This window comes from Collinsella sp. CLA-JM-H32, assembly GCF_040098165.1.
Taxonomy (GTDB): domain Bacteria; phylum Actinomycetota; class Coriobacteriia; order Coriobacteriales; family Coriobacteriaceae; genus Collinsella.
The window spans coordinates 120,837-142,922 of sequence record NZ_JBBNMZ010000002.1; the positions used below are offsets into that span (position 1 = coordinate 120,837).

A 22,086-nucleotide genomic window follows, 5' to 3' on the forward strand; every position below is an offset into this window, starting at 1 on the left:
TGCGACCTGCCCCTATTGGAAAAGGATGCCGAAGATGTATTTGGTGATGGCGGAGCGGCGGATGACCCCCACGAGTTTGCCCTCGTCATCAACCACAGGAAGCTTCTTGAACTTCTTCTTCGCCAGCAGCGCGGCGACGCGGGCGATGCTCTGCTCGGGACGGGCACACACTACCTGGCGCGTCGCGAAATCCATGACGCAGCGATCCTTCAGGTCTTCGATGCGCTGCTCAAGGCTCTGATCGTCGAAGTACAGCATGGACGCGTCGCCGCCCGTGAAGATGGTGTGAGCGCGATGCTGCGCGATGGCTCCCATGACATCGCCGTCGGAGATGAACCCGACCACCTGGTTGCGCTCATCGATTACGGGCATGCTGCTCACCTCGTTTTCGGCGAGCATGCGCACCACGTCGGAAATCGTGCAATCCTGCGTGCAGGTGAACGGCTCTTCAATCATGATGCTCGAAACGGGCGTCCCCTCGAGCTCGAGCGGGATGCGCTCGGACAGAATCTCGGACATCGCTTATGCCTCCTTCGTTTTCGGTGCGGTTTTCTTGGTGCGCACGCTGAATATGGCGCAGATAAGGGAAACGAGGCCGATTGCCGCGCACACCTTGTAAGCGACGCCCGCGCCCACGGCGGTGGCTACTTGGATGCTCGCATCGACGCCGGCCGACGCGGTGACGCTTGTCATGACCGTGATGATGAGCGCCGTGCACAAACCGCCGGCGACCTGGCGGCCGGTGTTCGCGATGGCGTTGCCGTGGGCGATCATGTCATTTTTCAAGGCATTGACACCCCATGTGTTCACCGGCATGTTCGCGAGCGACTGGCCGGCGGACTGCAGCATGCAGAACAGCGCAACCACCAAGATGGGCGTGTTTACCGTCGAAAGCGAGAGCAGGAACAGGGCGCCGGTCATGAGGGCCAGGCCGACGATCGAGATGGCACGCGGACCGAACTTGTCGAACACCACGCCGGAGATAGGGCTGATGATGATGCCCACCGCCGCGGCGGGAAGCATGGCCATGCCGGTTTCGAAGGCCGAAGCGCCAAGCGAGGTTTGCAGCAGCAACGGCAACAGCGTGTTGGTGACCAGGCATGCGGCGTTGATGAGCGTGACGATGATGGCGGCCACGCGGAACTCGCGCGTCTTGAGCGTGCCCAGTTGAAGCAGCGGGTCCTCGATTTTGCCCTGGCGTACGACGAACAGCACCAAGCACACGACACCCGCGACGATCGAGCCGAGCACCACGGGGTTGCCCCAACCCATCGACGAGGCGCTCGAGAACCCGTAGAGAAGTCCGCCGAAGGCGATGGTGGAGAGGACGACCGAGGGCAGGTCGAGCTTGGGGTTCTTCAGCTCGCCCACGTTTTTCAGCATGAACACGCCCAGCACCAGCACGAGAATTGCGAGGGGGACGATGGCGCCGATCATGGTGCGCCAGCCGTACGTGTCGATCACCGCACCGCCTACGACGGGGCCGACCGCGGGACCCGCCGACATGACGATGCCCGCCATGCCCATAGCCGTTCCTCGTTTCTCGACGGGGAACACCAGCATGGGAACCACCGAGACAAGCGGCATGAGCACGCCTGAGCCCGCCGCTTGCAACACGCGACCGATGATGAGGAACAGGAAATCAGGGGCTGCGGCGCACAGCAGCGTGCCCAGCGCGAACACCAGCGTCGCCCCGAAGAATAGCGCGCGGGTGCTGAACTTGTCGATAAGGAACGCCGAAACGGGGACCATGATGCCGCTCACCAGCGGGTATATGGACATGATCCACTGGGCAGTCGAGGCATCGATGGCGAAATCGGACATGATGACCGGCAGCGCAGGCGACATCACCGTTTGGTTCAGTAGCGCCAAGAAGGCACCCAGGACGACGACCGCGACGATGCGGATCTGGGTACCGGTAATGCGCCCATTGGCGGGCGCGACCGTACAATTATCAGACATAAGCTTCCTTCGTATCTATTCGATTCTTCGCCGAAGGCGCGCCGGCCCACGGGCGAAATAACATGCACGTGCTATGCGTGCATCAGATACGACAGGAAGAAAGCGGCTGCTCAGAGCGCACTTGGGGAACAACAGGAGAGGCCCCGTATACCAGGGGCCGCCGAATTGCGATGTATGCTTTGGTCAAATCCTTCATAGCGGGGAGGTATTCTAGCAGCCGTCTTCGCCCCTTTCAAGGGATGTAACCCAGACGTTGATTTTCTTCACCGAGGCGCCATCGTTGACGGGTGGCGTGCTTCTCTATCGCCACACCGCGGGGCGAGGGAACGCCGCGGCGAGCTTGTACATCGGCTATGTGTGCAGCTGCGAGCGTGTCGCCGGCGCGCGCTGGGCGCCAGTCCGATCCGGCCGACTCTTGCCGACGGTCGGTCGCCGTCCTCCTCCATCTCCGCCTGCTCTGTTTTTGCTCGGCTCCCTTGTCGTATCATGGACGGACGAGAATTGAGCGAAGGCGAGCTCGAAAGCGTGGCGCGCGCCGTCGGCGGGATCGACGCTGTGATCGATCCAAAGGCGAAAGATGCCGACACGGTTGCGCTCGTACAGTATCTTGCTGCCGACCAGAAGTTCGAAAAGGTGCTCGATAACCAGCAGATTCTTCGTGAGCCCATCGTTCGCAACGGCCGCCAGGCAACCGTTGGCTACGAGCCTGACGTGTGGAAGGGCTGGGAATAAAGCGGCTGGGAATAAAGTGAAGCGCCCACGCCCGTGGTTTTATCCACGGACGCGGGCGCTTGCGTAAGACGTCTCTTGTCGTTTGAGTGGAGCGCCCCGGCGGCGCTGAACAACGCGCCCCGGTGACGTGGCTCGGGGCTCTTTGTGCCGCGCATCTATGAGAGGAGATATTTGATGCGCATGGGCGCTACTCCATGTAGCCACCCTGAATGGCAGAAACTGCATGCTCGGTAAAGAACTTGAGCGTGCCGGAGGTATAGCGATTAGCCTTGGGCTTCCAAGCGGCTCGGCGCTCGGCCAGGACGGCGTCGACCTCGGCCGGCTCCATCTCCTTACCGGCGATGCCTACGATAGACAGCGAGCGCTCGGGGATGTTGATCTGGATCAGGTCGCCCTCCTCGATCAGGGCAATCGGGCCGCCCACGGCAGCCTCGGGCGAAACGTGACCGATAGCCGGGCCCTTGGAGGCGCCGGAGAAGCGGCCGTCAGTGATCAGAGCAATGCTCGCGCCCAGCTCGGGGTCGCTGGCGATAGCCTCGGTGGTGTAGAACATCTCGGGCATGCCGGAACCCTTGGGGCCCTCGTAGCGAATGATGACGGCGTCGCCGGGCTTGACCTCGTGCGTCAGGACGGCGTGGATGGCGTCCTCCTCGCAGTCGAACGGACGTGCCTTAAGCGTAGCCTGGAACATCTCGCGCGGAACAACCGTGTGCTTGACGACGGCGCCCTCGGGGGCAAGGTTGCCGTGGAGGATGGCGATGGAACCGTCGGTGCCGAAGGCCTGGTCAAACGGACGGATGATGTCCTCGCGCTTGAGATTCCACTTCTCAAGGTAACGACCGCACTTCTCGTAGTAACCGTTGTTCTTGAGGTCCTCGAGGTTCTCGCCGAGAGTCTTGCCGGTGACGGTCATAACGCCGAGGTGGAGCATCGACTTGATCTCCTCCATGATGCGCGGCACGCCGCCCGCATAGTAGAAGAACTGCGCCGGCCACTCGCCTGCGGGGCGAACGTTGAGCAGGTAGTGGGCGCCACGGTGCAGGCGATCGAAATCGTCGGCGGACATCTCGATGCCAAACTCGCGGGCGATCGCGGGAATGTGCAGCAGCGAGTTGGTGGAACCGGAGATGGCGCCGTGGACCATGATGAGATTCTCGAAGGACTCCTTGGTCACGATGTCGCGGGGGCACAGGTTGTGCTCGGAGAGCCACACGGACTGACGGCCAGCCTCGCGCGCAAACTCACGCAGATCGGAGCTGGTTGCGGGCAGCAGAGCCGTGCCGGGGAGCATAAGGCCCAGGGCCTCGGCGGTAACCTGCATGGTCGAGGCGGTACCCATAAAGGAGCAGGCACCGCAGCTGGGGCATGCGTTGTGCTTGGCAAACTCGAGCTCCTCGCGGGAAATCTCGCCGCGCTCATAGCGGGCCGAGATGGCGCCGAGCTGCTCCAGGGTCAGCAGGTCGGGACCGGCATCCATGACACCGCCGGTAACGACGATGGAGGGGATGTTTATGCGGCCCATGGCCATGAGGTTCGCAGGCAGACCCTTATCGCAGCTGGCGACAAAGACGCCGGCGTCGAATGGAGTGGCCTTGGCATGAATCTCGATCATGTTGGCGATCATGTCGCGGCTGGGCAGCGAGTAGTTGATGCCGTCGTGGCCCTGGGCCTCACCGTCGCAAATGTCGGTGCAGAAGTAACGAGCACCGTGACCGCCAGCCTCGGCAACGCCAGCACGGACCTCCTCGACCAGATCAAACAGGCCGGCAGAACCCGGGTGCGAGTCGCCGAACGTCGACTCGATAATGACCTGCGGCTTGTCCAGATCCTCGATGGACCAGCCAGAGCCCAGGCGCAGCGGGTCCATCTCGGGGCTGATGGTGCGGAACTTGCCAGAACGCGGCTGCAGCTTGGCAACCAGGTCGGCGGCCTCCTGCTGAATCTGTGCTTTGGTTTTCTCGTCCATGATGTTCTCCTCTTTTGGTTTGAACGGTTGTACCAATCGTTGGTTAATGAATCAGGTGAAAATGGGTACCGAGCGATGCACTCGGCGAAAGATGCTTAGCTACGCGAACTAGGCGAAGAACGAAATCACCAGGGCGCAGGCAAGACCCGAAAGGCCGATGAGCGTCTCCATAACGGTCCAGGACTTGAGGGTGGTCTTCTCGTCAATCTCCAGGAATGAGGAGCACATCCAAAAACCGGCATCGTTGACGTGCGAGAGGGCCGTGGCACCGCCGCAGATGGCAAGACAGATAGCGGCACGCATGAGCACCGAAGCACCGGCAACCGCGGGCATGGCGGCCATAATGCCCGATGCCATGGTCATAGCGACGATGGAGCTGCCGACAGAGGCACGCACCATGACGGCAATCAAAAAGGCAACAACCACCAAAGGCAGCGGTGAAGCCTCGAGCATAGGGCCAATAACCTGGCCCAAGCCGCAGTCCTGCAGCATCCAGCGAATGACGCCGCCGCAAGCGATAACCAGCAAGATCATGCCGACGGGCTTAAGAGAGCGGTCGAGCAAGGCCTTGAGCTCGGCGCCGGAGTAGCCGCGGCGCGCGCCCAGCAGATACATCGCGACGAGCGTGGCGAGCGTCAAAGCGACGAACGGCTTGCCCAGGAAGGCGAGAATCGAGGCGAACTCGGCGGGCATGGGGATATAAGAGGACAACGTGCCCAGCAAAATCAGACAAAGCGGCGTGAGCACGATGGCAAGCACCATGCCAAAGGAGGGAAGCTCCTTTTCGTCGCTCGCACCCTCGGCAGAGGTAAAGTGCTCCGGAACATCGGTAAAAATGCGACCGCCCACGTTGCGGCCCCAGATGACGCCGGCAATCGCCATGGCGATGAAGGCGGTGGGGATACCGACGAGGATCATGGTGCCCAGGTCGACACCGAGCGTGCCGGCGACCAAAACCGACCCGGCCGATGGCGGCACAAACGCATAGCCAGCGGCAAGTCCCGCGAGTAGCGCGATGCCGTAGTAGAGCGTCGACTTTTTGGTCTGCGACGCCACGCTAAAGGCGAGCGGGATCAAAACGACCACGCCGGCCTCAAAGAACACCGTAGTGCCGATGACCAGACCGGTAATACCCAGTGCCCAGCTGGAATGACCCTGCCCAAAGGTATCGATGAAGGTCTGGGCGATCTTCTTGGCGCCGCCGCTCTCCTCAAGAATCTGGCCAAACATCGAGCCGAGGCCAATGAGCAGGGCGATGTTTTGCAGCGTGGTTCCCACGCCCTTGGTGACAGTGTCCGCCACCAGGTCGAGCGGCATACCGGCGCCGATGCCGATCGCGAGCGCCGAGACCATCATCGAAAGCACAGGATGCAGCTTGAACTTAATGATGAGCGCAAGCAGCAGCGCGATGCCCACGATAGCGGCGATGACCAGCCTGGTGGGGTCGGCCATAAACGTTGGGTCTGACATCTTTCCTCCAATTCATCAGACCTTTTGAATTCGCCTTAGACTATAGCGTATTTTCAATAGGTCTGATGTTTAAAAGGGAAACTTTTTCGAAATACATCTGATGTATTTGCTGAACGATCTGTTTTTTACGGTAAACGGCCACTTACAGTTCTCCATTGTCGGAGCGAACCACCGCGGCTTCTGTTAAATGAGCTAGAATAGCTCTGATGAATTCTTTTGATATGAGGTGAAGCGTGGCACGAGCCGATTCGGGACTCCCCGAGCAGATTTCGGAGAAAATTATTCAACTGATCCTGGATGAGCATCTTGAGCAAGGCGACCGCCTGCCCAAGGAGGCTGTGCTCGTCGAGCGCCTGGGTGCTGGCAGGAGCACCGTACGCGAGGCTATGAAGCTGCTGCAGTCGCGCAACATCGTGCGCATTAAGCAGGGCTCGGGCACCTATGTGGCATCAAACCCCGGCGTTGCCGACGATCCGCTGGGCTTTACCTTTATCGATGACAAGAGGCGCCTGGCACGCGACCTGCTCGAAGTGCGCTTTATGATCGAGCCGCAGATGGCCAGCATGGCCGCAGAGCACGCGACCGACGATCAAATCATCTGCATTAAAGAGCTTTGCGATGAGTCCGAGCACTTGGCCGCGCGGGACGAAGACTATTCTGCCGCCGACACCGCGTTTCACATCGCAATTGCCGAAAGCTGCGGCAACCTCGTCGTTCCCCGCCTAATGGGCGTGCTCAAGGCGTCTGTCCCCCTGTTTATTGACGTGACCGGCAAAAAGCTGGTTGAGGAAACCATCCGCACCCACCGTGGCGTGGCCGACGCCATCGCCGCGCGCAATCCCACCGCAGCGCACGACGCGATGTACCTGCATCTGGTGTACAACCGCAACATGATCGCAGAGGGAGCGCAGGAACAGAGCAAATAGACGTCCGCACGGCAAGGGCGAGACTACCGTTCGCCTTTTAAAAGTGAACGTTCACCTGATTTTAGAAGAATCTGATTTTTAAATCCTCCTCTTCTCCTATACTGACCTTGTATGAAAAGCAAGACTTATATAGATGAACGTTTCTTTTGAAAGGATCGCTATGTCTGATCTTATGGACAGCTTCCGCCTGGATGGCAAGGTCGCGCTCGTAACCGGCGCCACCTATGGCATTGGCATGGCCATCGCCGAGGCGCTCGGAGAGGTCGGCGCCAAGATCGCCTTTAACGCACGTCACGCCGACAAGGTAGCCGAGGCCGAGAAGCACTACCGCGAGCTGGGCTTTGAGGCTCATGGTTACGTGGCAGACGTCACCGACGAGGCCGTCGTCGCCGAGCTCATCGCCAAGATCGAGACCGACTTTGGCACCACGCCCGACATCCTGGTCAACAACGCCGGCGTCATCCAGCGCACCCCGATGCTCGACATGAGCGCCGAGGACTTCCGCCGCGTCGTCGATATTGACCTCAACGCACCGTTTATCGTGTCCAAGGCCTGCCTGCCCGGCATGATCGCCAAGGGCCACGGCAAGATCATCAACATCTGCTCGATGATGAGCGAGCTGGGCCGCGAGACCATCGCCGGCTATGCCGCCGCCAAGGGCGGACTCAAGATGCTCACCAAGAACATCTGCTCGGAGTTTGGCGAGGCCAATATCCAGTGCAACGGCATTGGACCCGGCTACATCGCCACGCCGCAGACCGCGCCGCTGCGCGAGACGCAGCCCGACGGCAGCCGCCATCCGTTTGACCAGTTCATCATTGCTAAGACGCCGGCAGCCCGCTGGGGCACGCCCGAGGATCTGAAGGGCCCCGCCGTGTTCTTGGCTTCCGATGCATCGAACTTCGTCAACGGCCACATCCTCTATGTCGACGGCGGCATCCTCGCATACATTGGAAAACAGCCTCAATAAGCGTCGCCGCAACTGCCCACATCAGGTTTCATCCACTCGTTTTTCATTTGAGTTGCGGTGAGATAAGGATTGGTTTTGGCTTCTATCAGGCAAAACAGTCCGCATTTCACCGCAAGTTAGAAATAGAAAGGTAATTCGCAATGAAGATCGCTCTGATCAATGAGAACTCTCAGAACTCCAAGAACCCCATGATCGAGGCTGCCCTTAAGAAGGTTGTCGAGCCCATGGGCCACACCGTCTTTAATTATGGCATGTATGCCGACGCCGACTCCAAGCCCCTCACCTACGTGCAGAACGGCATCCTTGCCGCCGTGCTGCTGAACTCCGGCGCTGCCGACTACGTCGTGACCGGCTGCGGCACCGGCGAGGGCGCCATGCTCGCCTGCAACTCCTTCCCCGGCGTGCTGTGCGGCCATGTTGCCGACCCGCTCGACGCCTACACTTTTGCCCAGGTCAACGATGGCAACGCCGTCGCCATGCCCTTCGCCCTCAAGAATGGCTGGGGCCAGGAGCTCAATCTTGAGTACACCTTCGAGAAGCTCTTTGGCTTTGGTTCGGGCAACGGCTATCCTGCCGAGCGCGTTGAGCCCGAGCAGCGTAACAAGAAAATCCTCGACGGCGTGCGCGCTGTGACCATGCGCCCGCTCGTCGACGTCCTGGGCGAGATCGATCAGGACCTGGTCCGCGGCGCCCTGGCTGGCGAGCACTTCCAGGAGTACTTCTTTGCCAACGCCACCGATGAGACCATCATCGCCAAGGTCAAGGAGATCCTGGGCCTCTAATCGCACGACTCATTGCAGCTAACGCAAGCGGCGGTCGTCCCACGTATGGAACGACCGCCGCTTTTTGCTATCTACCGACTGGCGCCGCGGGGATAGGTCCCCCATACACCAAGGGGCCGACTAGAGCTCGCAGGCAACCTTGTAACCATCGCCGATGGCATCGCGGATGTTGCCACACTTCTGGGCATCGCCCAGCACGTGGACAGCAACGCCGGCAGCGGCAAGGTCGTCGGCCAACTTGGTATTGGGACGATAGCCCATGGCAAGCACCAGCGTATCGGCACCGGTGATGGTGTGGACCTCGCCGTCCTTTTCGTAACTGATGGTGTCCTCTGTGATCTCGGTCACCTTGGCCTCGGTCAGCACGTGGACGCCCTTGGAGAGCATGCGCGTGATGAGCACCGCGCGACCGGCACCGCCCTCGTTGGCGGCGAGCGTCTTGGTCATCTCGATGACGGTGACATCGCGGTTGGCCGGCGACAGGTCGTTGACCAACGGGGCCAGGTAATCGGCCGTCTCGCAGCCAACGGTGCCGCCGCCCACGATGACGATCTTCTTACCCGGGAAAGCCTTGCCACCCAGCAGGTCGTCGGCCGTCATAACCTGCTTAAAGCCCTGCATGAAGGCCGGAGCGATGGGCTCGGCGCCATAGGCCAGGACGACCTCGTAGCCGGCGTAGTCGCGCTGAATGTCCTCGGCAGTAAGCTCGGTGCCAAATACGCACTTCACGCCCGCCTCAGCAAGACGGCGATACTGATACTTGATCACACGGGTGAGTTCCTGCTTTGCCGGCGGAACGGCTGCGATACGCATCTCGCCGCCCGGTTCGTCCTGCTTGTCCACGAGCACCACGTTGTGGCCGCGCTTGGCGGCAATGAACGCCGCCTCCATGCCCGCAGGACCAGCGCCCACAACGAGCACGTTCTTGGCCTCGGCGGCAGGCTCGTAGCCAGCCTCGTCGCGCTCCACGTCCGGATTAACGGTGCAGGAGATGCGTTTGCCAAACATAATGCCGTTCAGGCAGCGCAGGCAGCCAATGCAGGGGCGAATATCGTCGGCGTTGCCGGCAGCGGCCTTGTTGCAGAACTCGGCATCACACAGATTGGCGCGGCCCATCATGCAGATATCGGCAGCGCCGTCCTCGATCAGCTCCTCGGCGATCCAGGCCTCGTTGATACGGCCGACCGTGGCGACGGGAATGTTCACGTGCTTCTTAATCTCGCGCGAGCAGGCGGCATGCGAGGCCTGCTGAGTACCGGCGGCGGGAATTGCGGAACCGCGCTTGATGGTGGTACCGCCCGACACGTGAATCATGTCGACGCCGGCCTTCTCCAAGCGACGCGAGACATAGATCATGTCGTTGAGGGTCAGGCCGCCATCGGTGTACTCATCGCCCGAGATGCGGACGTCGATGATAAAGTCCTTGCCGCAGCGCTCGCGAATCTCGGCGATGACCTCGAGCAAAAAGCGCATGCGGGCGTCGAGCGAGCCGCCGTACTCATCGGTACGCTTGTTATAGAGCGGGGTCAAGAAACCGCCGAGCATGCCGTGGGCGTGCGCCGCATGGACCTCGACGCCATCGACACCGGCCTTCTGCATACGCACGGCAGCGTCGCCAAACTGATGCGTGAGCTCGTGAATCTCATCGACCGTAATGGGGCGCGGCGCCTCGCGGGCATAGGACGGGCCCACAAAGGACGGAGCGATCAGGCGCGGCGTACCCGGAATGTTAAAGGCCATGTAGGCGGGGTGGAAGAGCTGCGGCATGATCTTGCAGCCATACTCGTGGACGGCCGCGGCGAGCTTTTCCCAGCCAGGGATAAACGTGTCGTCGTAGCAGCACATGTCACCCGGCAGATAGGTATAGGTAGGCTCGACCGTCACGACCTCGGTGATGATGAGGCCCACGCCGCCCTTGGCGCGGGCACGGTAATGATCGACCAAGTCGTCGGTCACATAGCCATGATCGGCCAGGTTGGTGGACACCGGCGGCATAAAGACGCGGTTCTTGACCTCGGTCGTACCGACCTTGATCGGGCTAAAGAGCATTGGATAGGCAGAGGACTCCATACAGGGTTCCTTTCATTTGAGCCGCTCGGCGGCAGTTGCTGACGTACCTATCGTACCAGCAACCGTGCAGCACCCGACCGCACGCGCTCCCCCAGTCTCTGCTCAACCCCCAAAAAGTTGCGGTGGAATACGGAGTAGATAAGGCTTTTGACAGCCAAAACAGTCCGTATTTCACCGCAACTGATGGGTGGGATGGGTTAGAGACCCAGGTAGCTGGTGATGCCTTCGACGGCAAGCTTGGCGCCTGCCACGGCATGAACCACGGTGAGCGGGCCGTTAACCACGTCGCCGGCGGCAAAGACGCCAGGCACGGTGGTCATACCGCATTCATCGACCGAAAGAAGGCCGCGATGGTCGGTCTCCAGACCGCCCGTCGTAAGCACAAGCTTGTCCTTGGGCACCTGCGAAGCCGCAATCACAACTGTGTCGGCAGACGCATGGTCGAGCTCTTCCTCGTAGCCCACCACGTTGTTGTCCTCGTCAAAGATAGCCGTCTCGAACACCGGACCGTTATCGTCGATGGCGCAGATCGCCTTGCCGCACACAATCTCGGCACCGTCAAGCTCGGTCAGCTCCACCTCGTCATCGATGGCCGAGATATGGCGCGATCGAGCATACACGGTGACCTTACGAGCACCCGAGCGCAGCGCCGTGCGGGCCACATCCATGGCCACGTTACCGGCACCGATGACCGCCACATTCTGTCCGATCGCCACGCTCGAAGGATCGACCAGGTAATCGATACCAAACAGCACGTTGCCGCGCGACTCGCCGGGAATACCCAGTTTGCGAGCTCGCCAGGTACCGGTGCCAACAAAGACCGCATCGTAGCCGTCGCGCAGCAGGTCGTCGATGTGGAGCGCACCGCCGATGGTAGTCGACGGACGAACGCGCACGCCGAGCGAGCACATCACGTGACGATACTTTTGCACGAGCGCACGGGGCAGGCGGAACTCGGGGATACCGTACTCCAGCACACCGCCGATCTCGGGGCGCTGCTCAAATACCGTGACGGCACAGCCCAGCTGGGCCATCTTAATGGCCACGGTAATACCGGCAGGACCGGAACCGACCACAGCAACCTGTTTGCCGCACGACCGCGCGGGCGTCCACTCCTTACGATCCAAATACGCTGTCGAGATATAGTTCTCGATGCTCGAGAAATGTACGGGTGTGCCCTTGCGGCCCTGGATGCAAGCACCCTCGCACTGGCCCGAATGGTTGCACACCATGGAGCAGACCGCGCTCATGGGATTGTTCTGGAACAGCAGCTCGCCCGCCTCTTCTAGACGACGCTGTTTGAACAGGTCGATGACCCGCGGAATAGGCGTCTGAACCGGGCAGCCCTTAATCTGACAGAACGCCCTTTTACAACCTAGGCAACGATTCGCCTCTTCGACAATGTGGATAGCCACGCAACTCCCCTTTTTAATGCAATCCAATGGGGCGACGATAAAGACCCTTCACCGCCGTCCCATACAGGTAATCTCAATCTGCCGACACGGCAAAAGCCAATGCTATAACTCGCGATGCGAAGCCCCGCAGCGAGCGGACATGTGCTCGAGTGTCGCCAGGCAGTCAGCCGCCGTCGCCGGCACGCTGTTCTCGACCACGCAGGGAATCCCAGGGCAGGCGGCGGCAGCCCAGGCCACCACGGGCTCAAAGTCATAGCGACCCGTCTCGCCCACGCCGTGGCACACCAGGCGTGAGCCCGTACCGTCGCACCAACCGGCTTTGTCCTCGTTGTCGACGACCTCAAAATCCTTGGCGTGCAGCACGCGGATCTTACTGCCGCATAAGTAGAGCATGCGCGCTGTGATTTCCTGCGCTTCGTCAACAACGCTGGGGTGCAGCAGCGACACTGGGTCGTAGATCACGCCGAGCGACGGGCTCGAGACGCGCTCCAGCACCTCACGGCAGCGATCCGGCGTATTAACCGTCTCGTTCCAACCGGGCTCGATCAGTATTTGCCCGCCCACGGCCTCGGCCCGATCGCAAACGCGTGCAAGCCCGTCTGTAAACGCTTCGAGTGCCCCATCGGTCATGCGGTCGTCAGCAACGCGGTTCTGCGCATTGGGGCGACCGGTCTCGGTGCCAACCGGGCATCCGCCGAGCATCTGGGCAAAGTTCAGGCATGCCTCGTACTCGGCAATGTTATCCATGAGCTGTTGGCGATCGGGCGTCGCCAAATTCTTATAGCAGCCGAGCACGGCGACCGAAACGCCCGCCTCGTCGAGCACCGCACGCAAATGGTCGGCAAGCTCGCGGGTCAGGCCGCCTCGATCGATCCCCATCGATGCGTAGAGCACCTTGCTCGGCAGCTGAATGCACGAAAAGCCCAGCTCTCCCGCCATGCGGATGCGTTCCTCGACGGTCCCCTGCGGAAGGTCGTGCAAACGCACACCCGGAGTAATAGCCCCCACGTTATTCACATCCCTTATGAGCGTTGATGCCCGGGGTGTATCCGCCAAACGGGTCCTCGATGGAGCACACGCCCGAGGGGGCGAGCGGATCGCGCTTACCGGCCAGCTTGTCGTGATGCATGGTCTCGATATAGGCAAGCACCAGCGGCGCCACACCCTTTGCATCATTTTTGACCACGGGCTCGCTCATGTAGTAATCAAACGTGCCCTCGCGGTGCGCGGTGTTGCCCAAGCCCGCGACCAGGCAGATGTTGTCGAGCGCCAGCTGGCCATCATGCTCGGACAGGCAGGTCTCGCAGATGCCGTCGAAGGCGCGACGGCCGTACTGGTAGTAACGCTCGCCCAGCACGCCTAGACGCACGCCCTTCATGATGGCATTGGCAAAAATCGCGCTACCAGACTCCTCCAGGTAGTTGGGGGCGATATTGGGCAGGTTGATGACCTGATGCCACATGCCGGTCTTCTCGTCCTGATACGGCAGCATTGCGTCGATCAGGTCGTGGAACATCTTGCGAATCTCGTCCTTCTCGGCTGACATCGAAGGCGGCATGAGCTCCCAGGTATCGATGAGTGCCATGGCAAACCAGCCCTCGGCGCGCAGCCAGAAGTTAGCCGAAAGGCCGGTGACCGGGTCGCACCAGAACTGTTTGCGGCTCGCGTCGTAAGCGTGATAGTACAGACCGTTGAGGGGGTTGCGCATCAGGTCATGCACGACCTGGAACATATGGAAGCTGTCCGAGCAGGCACGACGGTTGTGGAAGCTCAGCTCGTACTGCATGTAGAACGGCTGGGCCATATACATGCCATCGAGCCAGATCTGGTTGGGATAGACGGCCTTGTGCCAAAACACGCCTTCTTTGGTGCGCGGCTGGGTCTCGAGCTGGCGGTAGATGGTATCCATGGCGGCACGGTACTTGGGCTTGCCCACCAGGTCATAGAGCTTGTAGAGGGTCTTGCCCGCATTGACGTTATCGAGGTTGTACTCCTGCGGGTTGTAATGCTTGATGGTACCGTCGTCCTGGACAAAGAAATCGATGTAGTCATCGGCAAAGGTCAGGTAGCGCTGCTCACCCGTGATCTCGTACAGCTCGATGAGCGCCTTGATCATGCAGCCGTCGATATAGTTCCAGGTGTTCTCCTTGCCGGCGCGAATCTTTTCGATATTCCAAGCCGGCGCCTGCGGCGTAGAGGTTTCGATCAACTGCTCGATATAACGGTCCAGGATTTGATTGCAACCCATTGCTGTCCCCTCTGACATAAACGATAGGTGAACGTTACCCCTAGTGTAACGCGAACGGGGAATATAGGGTGAACGTTAACCCTATATTCCCCGCAAACGGCAGACTTTTAGCGGCAAACGGCGGTGAGACCCGCGTCGATGCGATGCGCCAGGCGCTCATAGCCGGCAGGACTGTAATGCAGACCGTCCGGCATATAGAGCTCGCGGTGCTCCGGCAAAAACGGGCTGATGCCGCTTTGCGCATACAGGTCAATCACCGGAACGGAGTAACGGTCACAGACCTCCAGCATCGCTCGCACGTAGGCGTCTTGCGTCAGACCCAAATGGTTCGCCTCATCGCTTGCCGGGATATCCTTCTCGTGCTTACCACTCGTCTTGCACGGCGTCATAAACACGAGCTTTGCCCGAGGCGAGCGCGCCGTGATGGTACGGATCAGGTAATCGAGTGCACCATAGAACTCATGCACGTCCGTGCTGCCGAGCTCTCCAAGCGGCACGTTGCGGCTAAAGTCGTTGACGCCGCCAAAGACGATGTAGATATCGGCCGCATCGTCGATACCGTCAAGGCGCTCGACAAACGAATCGGTACGGTCGGCCTTGATGGCGATACGCGAACCCTTGATGCCAAAGTTCTCGACGACCGCGCCTCCCAGCAACGCGCCCAGATGCGAAGTCCAAGAGATGTCGTTGCCGCCTGCGCCGCATCCGTTATCGCCCCATGTGGTCGAATCGCCAAAGCAGCAAATGGTCGATTCACTCAAACTCTTCGTTTCCATAATCTTCTCCTCATCCGCCCATCGGCGGTCATACAGGAACGTACCGTTTATTCGCAGCATGCCGAGGGGCTATGCACGGGCGCATTCCGCAACGTGCGAATCGAGCCATTCGATATCCTCGGCAAGATGTGTCACGCCCAGATGGTGTTCACCCGGACATACCTCGTGCCGCAGGCCATCTCTGCGACCCAGCAACTTGTAGGCATCGCGCACGATCTCGAGCTGCTCGTCAACATTTTTCAGCCCGCGCGAACCGTTCAGATGATCCTCTTCGCAGCTTTGCACCAGCAGCGGATGCGGCGCGATGAGCGAGGCAATATCGCCCATGTCGAGTAAGCGCCAAAGTCCGGGTGTGTAGTTGCAGCTGCAATTGCCATTGAGATGCAGCAGCGAATCGTCGACACCGTACAGATAGCCCGAGACAAACGCCTTGCGCACACGCGGGTCGAGTGCGGCCAGGTACAACGTCATGTAGCCGCCACCCGAAAAACCAAAGCAACCCAGGTCATCCATGGCAATGTCGCCGCGCGCCTCCAAGTAATCGATCAGACGCATGTTATCCCAGGCGTTGAGGCCCGCAACGGTAAGTCCCAGCGGCTCGGCCATGCGCGCCTGGTTTAGGCACGTGCCGCGCAGAAAGCTGTTCTCGTCATCGCCCTGACCCTTCCAGTCACGACGGTATCCCCAACCGCGTGCGTCGGGGCAGACGGTCACGTAACCCATACGCGCCAAACGCAGACCGTAGTCGTAATTGAACTTACGCACAGCATCATCGACCGCCGGCACGCCCGTCACGCCCGCAACACTTGCGGCGCCTGCTCCCTGATGGCCATGCGGGCAGATATAGCAACGCTTAAGCCCCCGTCCATCAAGCTTCGGATGAGACGGCTCCAACAGGTAAAACGGCATCCACACATCGTGCTCAACCTGCAGCATCGCATGAGTACGCACAATGCCGCCGGCAACCCGCACGCGGCTGAGCTCACGAATCTCAATCGGGACGCGGTCCATAAGCGAAAGGCCCAAAACATCGTACAGACGAGTCCTGGTCGCAATCTTCCATGCCTCAAAATCTGCAGGAGTCTTGCCCGTAAAAGCAGCCGAACGCCCCTCGCACTTCAGCCGGGCACGCAGCGCAGGTTCGTCTTCGCAGTACGTCTCGATGTGCACGGTGCGGCCGTTGGCAGACAGTTCAGCCGTCTCAACCGCATCACCGTCGCCGCCCTCGGGATCCCAGCCATCCCCACCGGCAAGCACCTGCTCGCGAGCGTACCCGGCGGCAGCCATCACATCGAGTTCATTCGCCCACGGCACCCAGCCGGTAGTATCACCCGCCGGCCCATGCAGAATCGCGCCAGCATACTGCACGCAGTTGTGTGCCGCCGGCTTATTCCAATCCCACCAGCCTTCGCGCTTGATATGTCGCCCCAACCAGCAATCGATCAGCACAGTTTGCGCCCATTCGCGCCAAGGACGACCCAGGTAGACCGAATCCGGCGCCACGCCATCCGGAGCTGTAAACGAACAGCCGTGAAACACAAAGCCGTGCGGCTCGCCTTCGGGCGTCGACGCCGCCGTCACGTAGCCGTTCACGTCCATATCGCGGTTGAGCGAGCGAATCTCGCACCCCTCAAAGTAGGCACGCGCGCCGCCAAAGATAAAGTCGACATCGCCCTCGATCCGGCAACGTCGAAAATACTGGCGCCCCACCCGGCGCGGCGCATACTGTTTGGGTCCTATAAACCCGCCCGGTTTGGCCTCATGCGGCGGCAGCGGACCCAAAAACAGCGTGTCTTGGTGTCCCTTAATGCAGCAGGCATCGACAACCAGACGGTCGCCATCGGCGTACAGGGCAATCGCTTGACCGACCTCGCGCCCATCGCCCGCATCGTTTTCGATCGTGAGGTTCTCGAGCCGTACGTCGTCGGCATCGACCAAAACGGTATAGGTCCTAAACGTGCCGAGCGTGCCGTCGACGCCCGAGCCGTCCTCCGAAGGCATCTTGGCACCCAGGCTGCCCACGATACGCACGCTGTCGGCCGTCTCTCCCTCAATCGTCACATGCGAGCGATGAATCTCGACCCGCTCGCAATACTCGCCCGGATCGACGCGAATCATCACCGGTTGCTCGGCATCCGGATAGAGCTGATCGGCTGCCGCCAAGGCATCGGAAATCGTTGGATACGCTCCTGCCGCAGCCCTCGAAACGCGCAGCGTATAGATACTTTCGCTCATCGTCCATCACGCTCCCATGCAACGAACTGTTCAGGCCAGCCCTGAACCTGTGGCTGAATATGCTCGGCGCAGCCCTTAAATGCCGTTTGGGCCGTGGCGAGCGATGCCCCATGCTTTCCATGCGGAAAGACATGTAGGCTAAAGCCAATCCCGTGGTCGGCAAGAGCCTGCGCAAGAAGGAGGCTATTTTGAACTGGTACCGATGCATCCTCGGCGGTATGCCACAAGAACGTACGGGGGAAGCCATCGCCCACCATATTCTCGATCGACAACTTTTGAGCCAAAGCGCCATCGGCACCCGTTAGGTGTTCAAACGAACCACGATGAGCATAGGCCCCCGAGCTTACGACCGGATAGCCCAAGCAAAGTGTGTCAGGCCGAATCGACTCAGGCGATGCCGAAATCGACTCTGCAAGCCAGGGTTGGTCCCAAAGCGCCCCGAGCAAGCCAACTAGATGCCCACCGGCCGAAAAACCCATGACCGTAATCCGATCAGGATCGACACAGTACTCTGCCGCATGGCTTCGGACGGTATCGACCGCCCGCGCGAGTTCTTGCAATGCCAGCGGATAGACAGCCGGAGCAACCGAATAGTTCAGTACAAACGCTTGGTAGCCCATCGCCAACAAACGGAGCGCTACCGGCTCGCCTTCGCGCGGCGAAACGTGATCGTAGCCGCCTCCTGGCACGACCACAACTGCAGGCAGCGGTTTTAAAGCATAAGCATCTTCGGTCGGGGCAAAAACATAAGACGTAATCGTGGCAGACGAGCCATCGACCCCGACAGGAATCGTTTTATTGAGCATGTATTCCCTTTCACCATGATGCGTAGCGCAGCGCACACGGCCGTATCGCATAAGGGCTGCATTGCCGATTTATCCGACAATGCAGCCCTGGTCATCACCCCGAGTTAGGAACGGACGACCTTGTCGACGTTCTGGAGCTGCAGTTCCTCGCCGTCCTGGCCCTCGATCACCACATTTTGCAGGTCGAGTACCTTGACGTTTTGCGCGATGATGCCCTGGCGCACCATGGGCTCAACGCCGCAGGCCATGGCCGGGACAAAGGGCTCGGCATCCGGCGCGAAGGTCACGTGGACATCCTGGAACGTCAGGCGCGTCACTTTGCTCTCGGGCAGGCCCGTGATGTAAGCAGCAGCCGCGTGGCAGTTAGTAGCCTCGATATCACAAAACGTCGTGGCACCAAAGCCGGGCGTGCGGTCGTCGACGGGCAGCGCCTCGCGAGACTGCACGTAATCGGTCTTGCCATCCTTGTCGCAGAAGTAGAACGAGTTGACCACGAAGGGCGTGAGCACCTCGTCCATGCGAATGTGCTCAAAGGTAATGCCCTCGTTGACGGCGTCCTTGCCGCGCCCGCGGCGGGTCTTGACGCGCAGGCCGCGGTCGCTGCGTTCAAAGAGGCACTTGCTCACGGTAAGGTCCTTGATGCCGCCGGCAGCCTCGGATCCCAGCACCACGGCACCATGGCCGTCGTGCATGTAGCAGTGAGAGATCAGCACGTCGTGCGTGGCGGGACGAAGCTCGGGCTCAATGCCCAGCTTGCCGCTCTTGATGGCGATGCAGTCGTCACCCACTGAGAACTGACAACCAAGGATGCGAACAAAACCGCAGCTCTCGGGATCGAAACCGTCGGTGTTGTGGGAGTTCTTGGGACCCTCGATGGACAGGCAGAGCGCATCGACGTGCTCGCACAGGATGGGGTGGATGTTCCACGCCGGGCTGTTGCGGACGGTGAAGCCGGCCATGCTCACGTTCTCACACTCGGATAGGAAGATCATGCGCGGGCGGGCGACCTCGCGGCCCTCCTCCGGGCGAAAGATGTTCTTAAAGTCCTTGTTCCACCAGTTGTCCTCGGCAAAATCGGTCTGACCGTCGATGGCACCACGACCATAGATGCACACGTCGTGCACGCTCAGACCCGTAAAGGTAGAGCAGTAGATCGAGAAACTCTCGCCCTCCCAGCGGCCCAGGGGCAGCATATCGGTGCCGGCATAACCGGCGCCCTCGTTGCCCGTGACCGTTCCCGGAATGTAGGAAAGCGCGGCACGATCGTGGCGGGCCAGCAGCACCGCTCCCTCGGCGAGCTCGATGTTGATATTGCTCTTAAGGAAGAGAGACTTGATGCGATAACTACCGGCGGGGATCAGCACGCGGCCACCCTTGGGGCAGGCCATGATAGCAGCCTGGATGTTGGTGGTGTCATCATGCTCGGCATCGCCCTTGGCGCCACAGTCGCGAACGTTGATGGTAAAGGGCTCAGCCGGCGTGGTGACACCTACGCTCAGCTCACGCTCGCCACAGACAAAACGGACCAGGTTGCGCTTGCCGGGGGTCAGACCGTCGACATAGGTCTCGACCGTATTCGTGGTACCGGCGGGCTCGTCGTTGACAAAGATCTCCCACGTATCGGCGCAGGTAAAGTAACCGCCGTCGTCAAGCTCGATAACCGCCGCGCGCGCGTTGCGCCAGATAACGTTCGTCTCCATGGGTTTCTCCCTCAAAAAGATGCTCTAAAGGCAAATTGTACGCTGTTGAAAAAGGGCCGTGCCTGCCGGCGGAATTCCGGTGGCACGGCCCTGTGATTTGGACGATATGTCGGCCTTACTCGGCGGGAGTTACGCTACCGTCCTGGAAGCCAACGTTGTTGTGGGCAAAGCAGTCCTCGTACTTAAAGCCGGAGAGCTCCTCGCAAAGCGCCTTGACCTCGGGCTTGACGTCGGCCATCTTGCCACCCTCCTTGACTCGGTGAATCTCGTCGCAAAGGACGTCGCACTGCTCCTTGTCGATCTTGATGCCGCGGGCAAGGACGGCCGCAAGCAGGAAGAAGCCGGCGCAGCCGATGATCATGTAGCCGCAGATATACAGAGGCACGGTAGCGGGCTGGGTCACGGCGTCGCTATTGCCGGCGGTCTGAATGAAGCCGGAGGCAGCAAGGACAATAGCCCACACGTTGACGGCAATAGCCTGGGCGATCTGCTGGCAGAGCTGCTGCGCGGAGCTGTAGATGCCCTCGCGACGACGCAGGGTGATGAGCTCATCGACATCGGGGATGTAGTTGAGCAGAACATCGGGCAGGTACTGGAAGCCGACGTAGAAGAACTTCCAGATGGCGAAGATGATGGGGTAGGCGATCATGGCGATGGCGACCGTGGAGGTGCCATTGATCTGACCAAAGGCGAAGTAGTTGTAGGCGATGATGCACGCAGCGCAACCGACGTTGGCCAGGTACCAAGACTTGTGGAAGCCCTTCTTGGCCATGAGAGCGACCCAGATGGCGGTGCAGACGATAGCGACGACCTTGCCAGGCATCTCCATCACGGACTCGTAGGACTTAGGAATCTGCAGGCAGTAGACGATGAAGAAGGACAGGCAGGCAGACCAGCAGGCAGCAGCGAGCTTCGTGGAGACCTGTGCATACAGGACCTTGCGGAAGGACTTGTTGCGGAAGGTGGAGATAACGTCCACAAAGAACTTCTTGATGCCCTCGCCGACGCTCTCGATCTTCTCCTGAGCGACCTCCTCGGGGGTGTGCTCCCACGTGGACAGGTACACGCAGAGCAGCGAGATTGCCATGACCGAAGCGTTGACCGTAGCGATGATGAAGTAGCTGAACGGGTTGGTCTCGCCGAAGGTGCCAAAGCCGAAGCCCACAAGTGCAGCCATCAGGAAGCCGGCGGCGTTACCAAAAAGATGTTTGTAGCCGGTGAGGTACGTACGCTCCTTAAAGTCGTCGGTCATCTCGATGGTAAGCGGCGACAGGTTGGCGGTGCAGAACGTGTACGCGACGTTGTAGATCAGGTACAGCACAAAGTAGTACGGGAAGCCAAACGGCGTAGCCACGAAGATGAGCGGCTCGGCGATCATCATCGGGATGGCCAGCAAGATCCAGAAACGACGACGACCAAAGATGCGGCCAATCTTGGTGGCATAGAAGTTATCGGCCACAAAGCCCATCAGCGGGCAAAGAATGGCGTTGACATAGATGGCAAACGAGCTGATCAGTGCAGCCTCGCCTGCGGACAGGCCACACTCCGTGGACAGGAACAGCACCATGTAGCTGTGCGTAAAGGTCAGGGCACCGGAATTGAGCATACCGCCCATACCAAAACCCAAGCGCGTCCAGAATGTGATCTTACGCTTTTTTCCGATCTTATTAGTCATCGAGCTCCCTCTCTTTTCTCGATTGTCTTGTAACAAGACATTTGAGTCCACACTGACATCTGTCTGCCCAGCGTTCAGGGTGAACGTTTAGTTAGATTATGCGCGATTCCTTACGAAAGGTGAACGTTCACTTGCATATTATCCCCGAACGGTCGATTTTTACCGCTGAACGGACACAATCGAGATCCTCGCACCTATTTTCTGCTGGTAATGGTGCCATGCTGGACAGCCATGAGATAGGTGAACGTTTATCAGATTTTCTAACATATTCACTTAACCACGAAACGAAAAAGCCCCGCCGGGAACACTCCCGATGGGGCCGATGACATCTCGCTATGCTTGGGCGCACTTGC

The 22,086-nt window shown here is 60.0% G+C and carries 17 protein-coding genes; 4 read left to right on the forward strand and 13 right to left on the reverse strand.

The window, feature by feature from the left end; translation table 11 throughout:
- Nucleotides 1–12 precede the first annotated feature (12 nt).
- Together AAA021_RS01650 and AAA021_RS01655 are read right to left on the reverse strand one after the other, a co-directional pair.
- Entirely contained in the window at nucleotides 13–519 is a 507-nt protein-coding gene (locus AAA021_RS01650; RefSeq protein WP_006234745.1) for a CBS domain-containing protein, read from the reverse strand.
- Between the two features lie 3 nt (nucleotides 520–522).
- Nucleotides 523–1,962 carry an MDR family MFS transporter gene (locus AAA021_RS01655; RefSeq protein WP_035136865.1) on the reverse strand — a complete coding sequence of 480 codons (1,440 nt, stop codon included), beginning with the start codon at nucleotides 1,960–1,962 and terminating at the stop codon, nucleotides 523–525.
- 501 nt (nucleotides 1,963–2,463) lie between these two features.
- Here AAA021_RS01655 and AAA021_RS01660 point away from each other — a divergent pair.
- Nucleotides 2,464–2,694 (forward strand): ArsC/Spx/MgsR family protein, encoded by a 231-nt coding sequence (locus AAA021_RS01660; RefSeq protein WP_230320329.1) that lies wholly within the window; start codon nucleotides 2,464–2,466, stop codon nucleotides 2,692–2,694.
- 187 nt (nucleotides 2,695–2,881) lie between these two features.
- On the opposite strand, the gene ilvD is transcribed toward AAA021_RS01660, so the two are convergent.
- Nucleotides 2,882–4,660 (reverse strand): dihydroxy-acid dehydratase, encoded by a 1,779-nt coding sequence (gene ilvD / locus AAA021_RS01665; protein WP_349087682.1) that lies wholly within the window; start codon nucleotides 4,658–4,660, stop codon nucleotides 2,882–2,884.
- Between the two features lie 108 nt (nucleotides 4,661–4,768).
- Nucleotides 4,769–6,130 (reverse strand): gluconate:H+ symporter, encoded by a 1,362-nt coding sequence (locus tag AAA021_RS01670; protein ID WP_349087683.1) that lies wholly within the window; start codon nucleotides 6,128–6,130, stop codon nucleotides 4,769–4,771.
- Between the two features lie 233 nt (nucleotides 6,131–6,363).
- On the opposite strand from AAA021_RS01670, the gene AAA021_RS01675 reads away from it, so the two are divergent.
- The 3 genes from AAA021_RS01675 (at nucleotide 6,364) to AAA021_RS01685 (ending at nucleotide 8,808) form a co-directional block, all read left to right on the forward strand.
- A complete protein-coding gene (locus AAA021_RS01675) occupies nucleotides 6,364–7,056 on the forward strand; it encodes a FadR/GntR family transcriptional regulator (protein WP_349087684.1) in 693 nt (230 codons plus the stop codon).
- 160 nt (nucleotides 7,057–7,216) lie between these two features.
- Nucleotides 7,217–8,026, forward strand: a complete 810-nt coding sequence (locus AAA021_RS01680) for a gluconate 5-dehydrogenase (protein WP_349087685.1) — start codon at nucleotides 7,217–7,219, stop codon at nucleotides 8,024–8,026.
- 140 nt (nucleotides 8,027–8,166) lie between these two features.
- Nucleotides 8,167–8,808 carry an RpiB/LacA/LacB family sugar-phosphate isomerase gene (locus AAA021_RS01685; RefSeq protein ID WP_161115487.1) on the forward strand — a complete coding sequence of 214 codons (642 nt, stop codon included), beginning with the start codon at nucleotides 8,167–8,169 and terminating at the stop codon, nucleotides 8,806–8,808.
- A gap of 120 nt (nucleotides 8,809–8,928) precedes the next feature.
- On the opposite strand, the gene AAA021_RS01690 is transcribed toward AAA021_RS01685, so the two are convergent.
- The 9 genes from AAA021_RS01690 to AAA021_RS01730 form a co-directional block, all read right to left on the reverse strand.
- On the reverse strand, nucleotides 8,929–10,878 hold the full coding sequence (locus AAA021_RS01690; RefSeq protein WP_349087686.1) for an NAD(P)/FAD-dependent oxidoreductase: 1,950 nt from the start codon (nucleotides 10,876–10,878) through the stop codon (nucleotides 8,929–8,931).
- Between the two features lie 197 nt (nucleotides 10,879–11,075).
- Complete coding sequence (locus AAA021_RS01695) at nucleotides 11,076–12,293, reverse strand: FAD-dependent oxidoreductase (RefSeq protein ID WP_349087688.1); 1,218 nt, start codon at nucleotides 12,291–12,293, stop codon at nucleotides 11,076–11,078.
- Nucleotides 12,294–12,395: 102 nt separating this feature from the next.
- Entirely contained in the window at nucleotides 12,396–13,301 is a 906-nt protein-coding gene (locus AAA021_RS01700; RefSeq protein ID WP_349087689.1) for a sugar phosphate isomerase/epimerase family protein, read from the reverse strand.
- A 1-nt stretch (nucleotide 13,302) separates the two neighbouring features.
- Nucleotides 13,303–14,541: a glycoside hydrolase family 88 protein gene (locus tag AAA021_RS01705; RefSeq protein ID WP_271737941.1), complete on the reverse strand. Its 1,239-nt coding sequence runs from the start codon at nucleotides 14,539–14,541 to the stop codon at nucleotides 13,303–13,305.
- 107 nt (nucleotides 14,542–14,648) lie between these two features.
- Nucleotides 14,649–15,317, reverse strand: coding sequence for an SGNH/GDSL hydrolase family protein (locus AAA021_RS01710; RefSeq protein ID WP_349087690.1), 669 nt, complete (start codon nucleotides 15,315–15,317; stop codon nucleotides 14,649–14,651).
- Nucleotides 15,318–15,386: 69 nt separating this feature from the next.
- On the reverse strand, nucleotides 15,387–17,552 hold the full coding sequence (locus AAA021_RS01715; RefSeq protein ID WP_349087691.1) for a pectinesterase family protein: 2,166 nt from the start codon (nucleotides 17,550–17,552) through the stop codon (nucleotides 15,387–15,389).
- The gene (locus AAA021_RS01720) at nucleotides 17,549–18,358 is read right to left on the reverse strand and encodes an alpha/beta hydrolase (protein WP_006234764.1); all 810 of its coding nucleotides are present in this window, start codon (nucleotides 18,356–18,358) and stop codon (nucleotides 17,549–17,551) included. The genes AAA021_RS01715 and AAA021_RS01720 overlap by 4 nt, the downstream gene beginning before the upstream one ends.
- A gap of 104 nt (nucleotides 18,359–18,462) precedes the next feature.
- Nucleotides 18,463–20,058: a glycoside hydrolase family 28 protein gene (locus AAA021_RS01725; RefSeq protein WP_349087692.1), complete on the reverse strand. Its 1,596-nt coding sequence runs from the start codon at nucleotides 20,056–20,058 to the stop codon at nucleotides 18,463–18,465.
- Between the two features lie 115 nt (nucleotides 20,059–20,173).
- On the reverse strand, nucleotides 20,174–21,733 hold the full coding sequence (locus AAA021_RS01730) for an MFS transporter (protein WP_117848131.1): 1,560 nt from the start codon (nucleotides 21,731–21,733) through the stop codon (nucleotides 20,174–20,176).
- Nucleotides 21,734–22,086 lie beyond the last annotated feature (353 nt).

Coding starts and splice junctions, on each gene's coding strand:
- AAA021_RS01650 (WP_006234745.1), bottom strand. CDS start 519: ATGTCCGAGATTCTGTCCGAGCGCATCCCGCTCGAGCTCGAGGGGACG.
- AAA021_RS01655 (WP_035136865.1), bottom strand. CDS start 1,962: ATGTCTGATAATTGTACGGTCGCGCCCGCCAATGGGCGCATTACCGGT.
- ilvD (WP_349087682.1), bottom strand. CDS start 4,660: ATGGACGAGAAAACCAAAGCACAGATTCAGCAGGAGGCCGCCGACCTG.
- AAA021_RS01670 (WP_349087683.1), bottom strand. CDS start 6,130: ATGTCAGACCCAACGTTTATGGCCGACCCCACCAGGCTGGTCATCGCC.
- AAA021_RS01680 (WP_349087685.1), top strand. CDS start 7,217: ATGTCTGATCTTATGGACAGCTTCCGCCTGGATGGCAAGGTCGCGCTC.
- AAA021_RS01685 (WP_161115487.1), top strand. CDS start 8,167: ATGAAGATCGCTCTGATCAATGAGAACTCTCAGAACTCCAAGAACCCC.
- AAA021_RS01690 (WP_349087686.1), bottom strand. CDS start 10,878: ATGGAGTCCTCTGCCTATCCAATGCTCTTTAGCCCGATCAAGGTCGGT.
- AAA021_RS01705 (WP_271737941.1), bottom strand. CDS start 14,541: ATGGGTTGCAATCAAATCCTGGACCGTTATATCGAGCAGTTGATCGAA.
- AAA021_RS01710 (WP_349087690.1), bottom strand. CDS start 15,317: ATGGAAACGAAGAGTTTGAGTGAATCGACCATTTGCTGCTTTGGCGAT.
- AAA021_RS01715 (WP_349087691.1), bottom strand. CDS start 17,552: ATGAGCGAAAGTATCTATACGCTGCGCGTTTCGAGGGCTGCGGCAGGA.
- AAA021_RS01720 (WP_006234764.1), bottom strand. CDS start 18,358: ATGCTCAATAAAACGATTCCTGTCGGGGTCGATGGCTCGTCTGCCACG.
- AAA021_RS01725 (WP_349087692.1), bottom strand. CDS start 20,058: ATGGAGACGAACGTTATCTGGCGCAACGCGCGCGCGGCGGTTATCGAG.
- AAA021_RS01730 (WP_117848131.1), bottom strand. CDS start 21,733: ATGACTAATAAGATCGGAAAAAAGCGTAAGATCACATTCTGGACGCGC.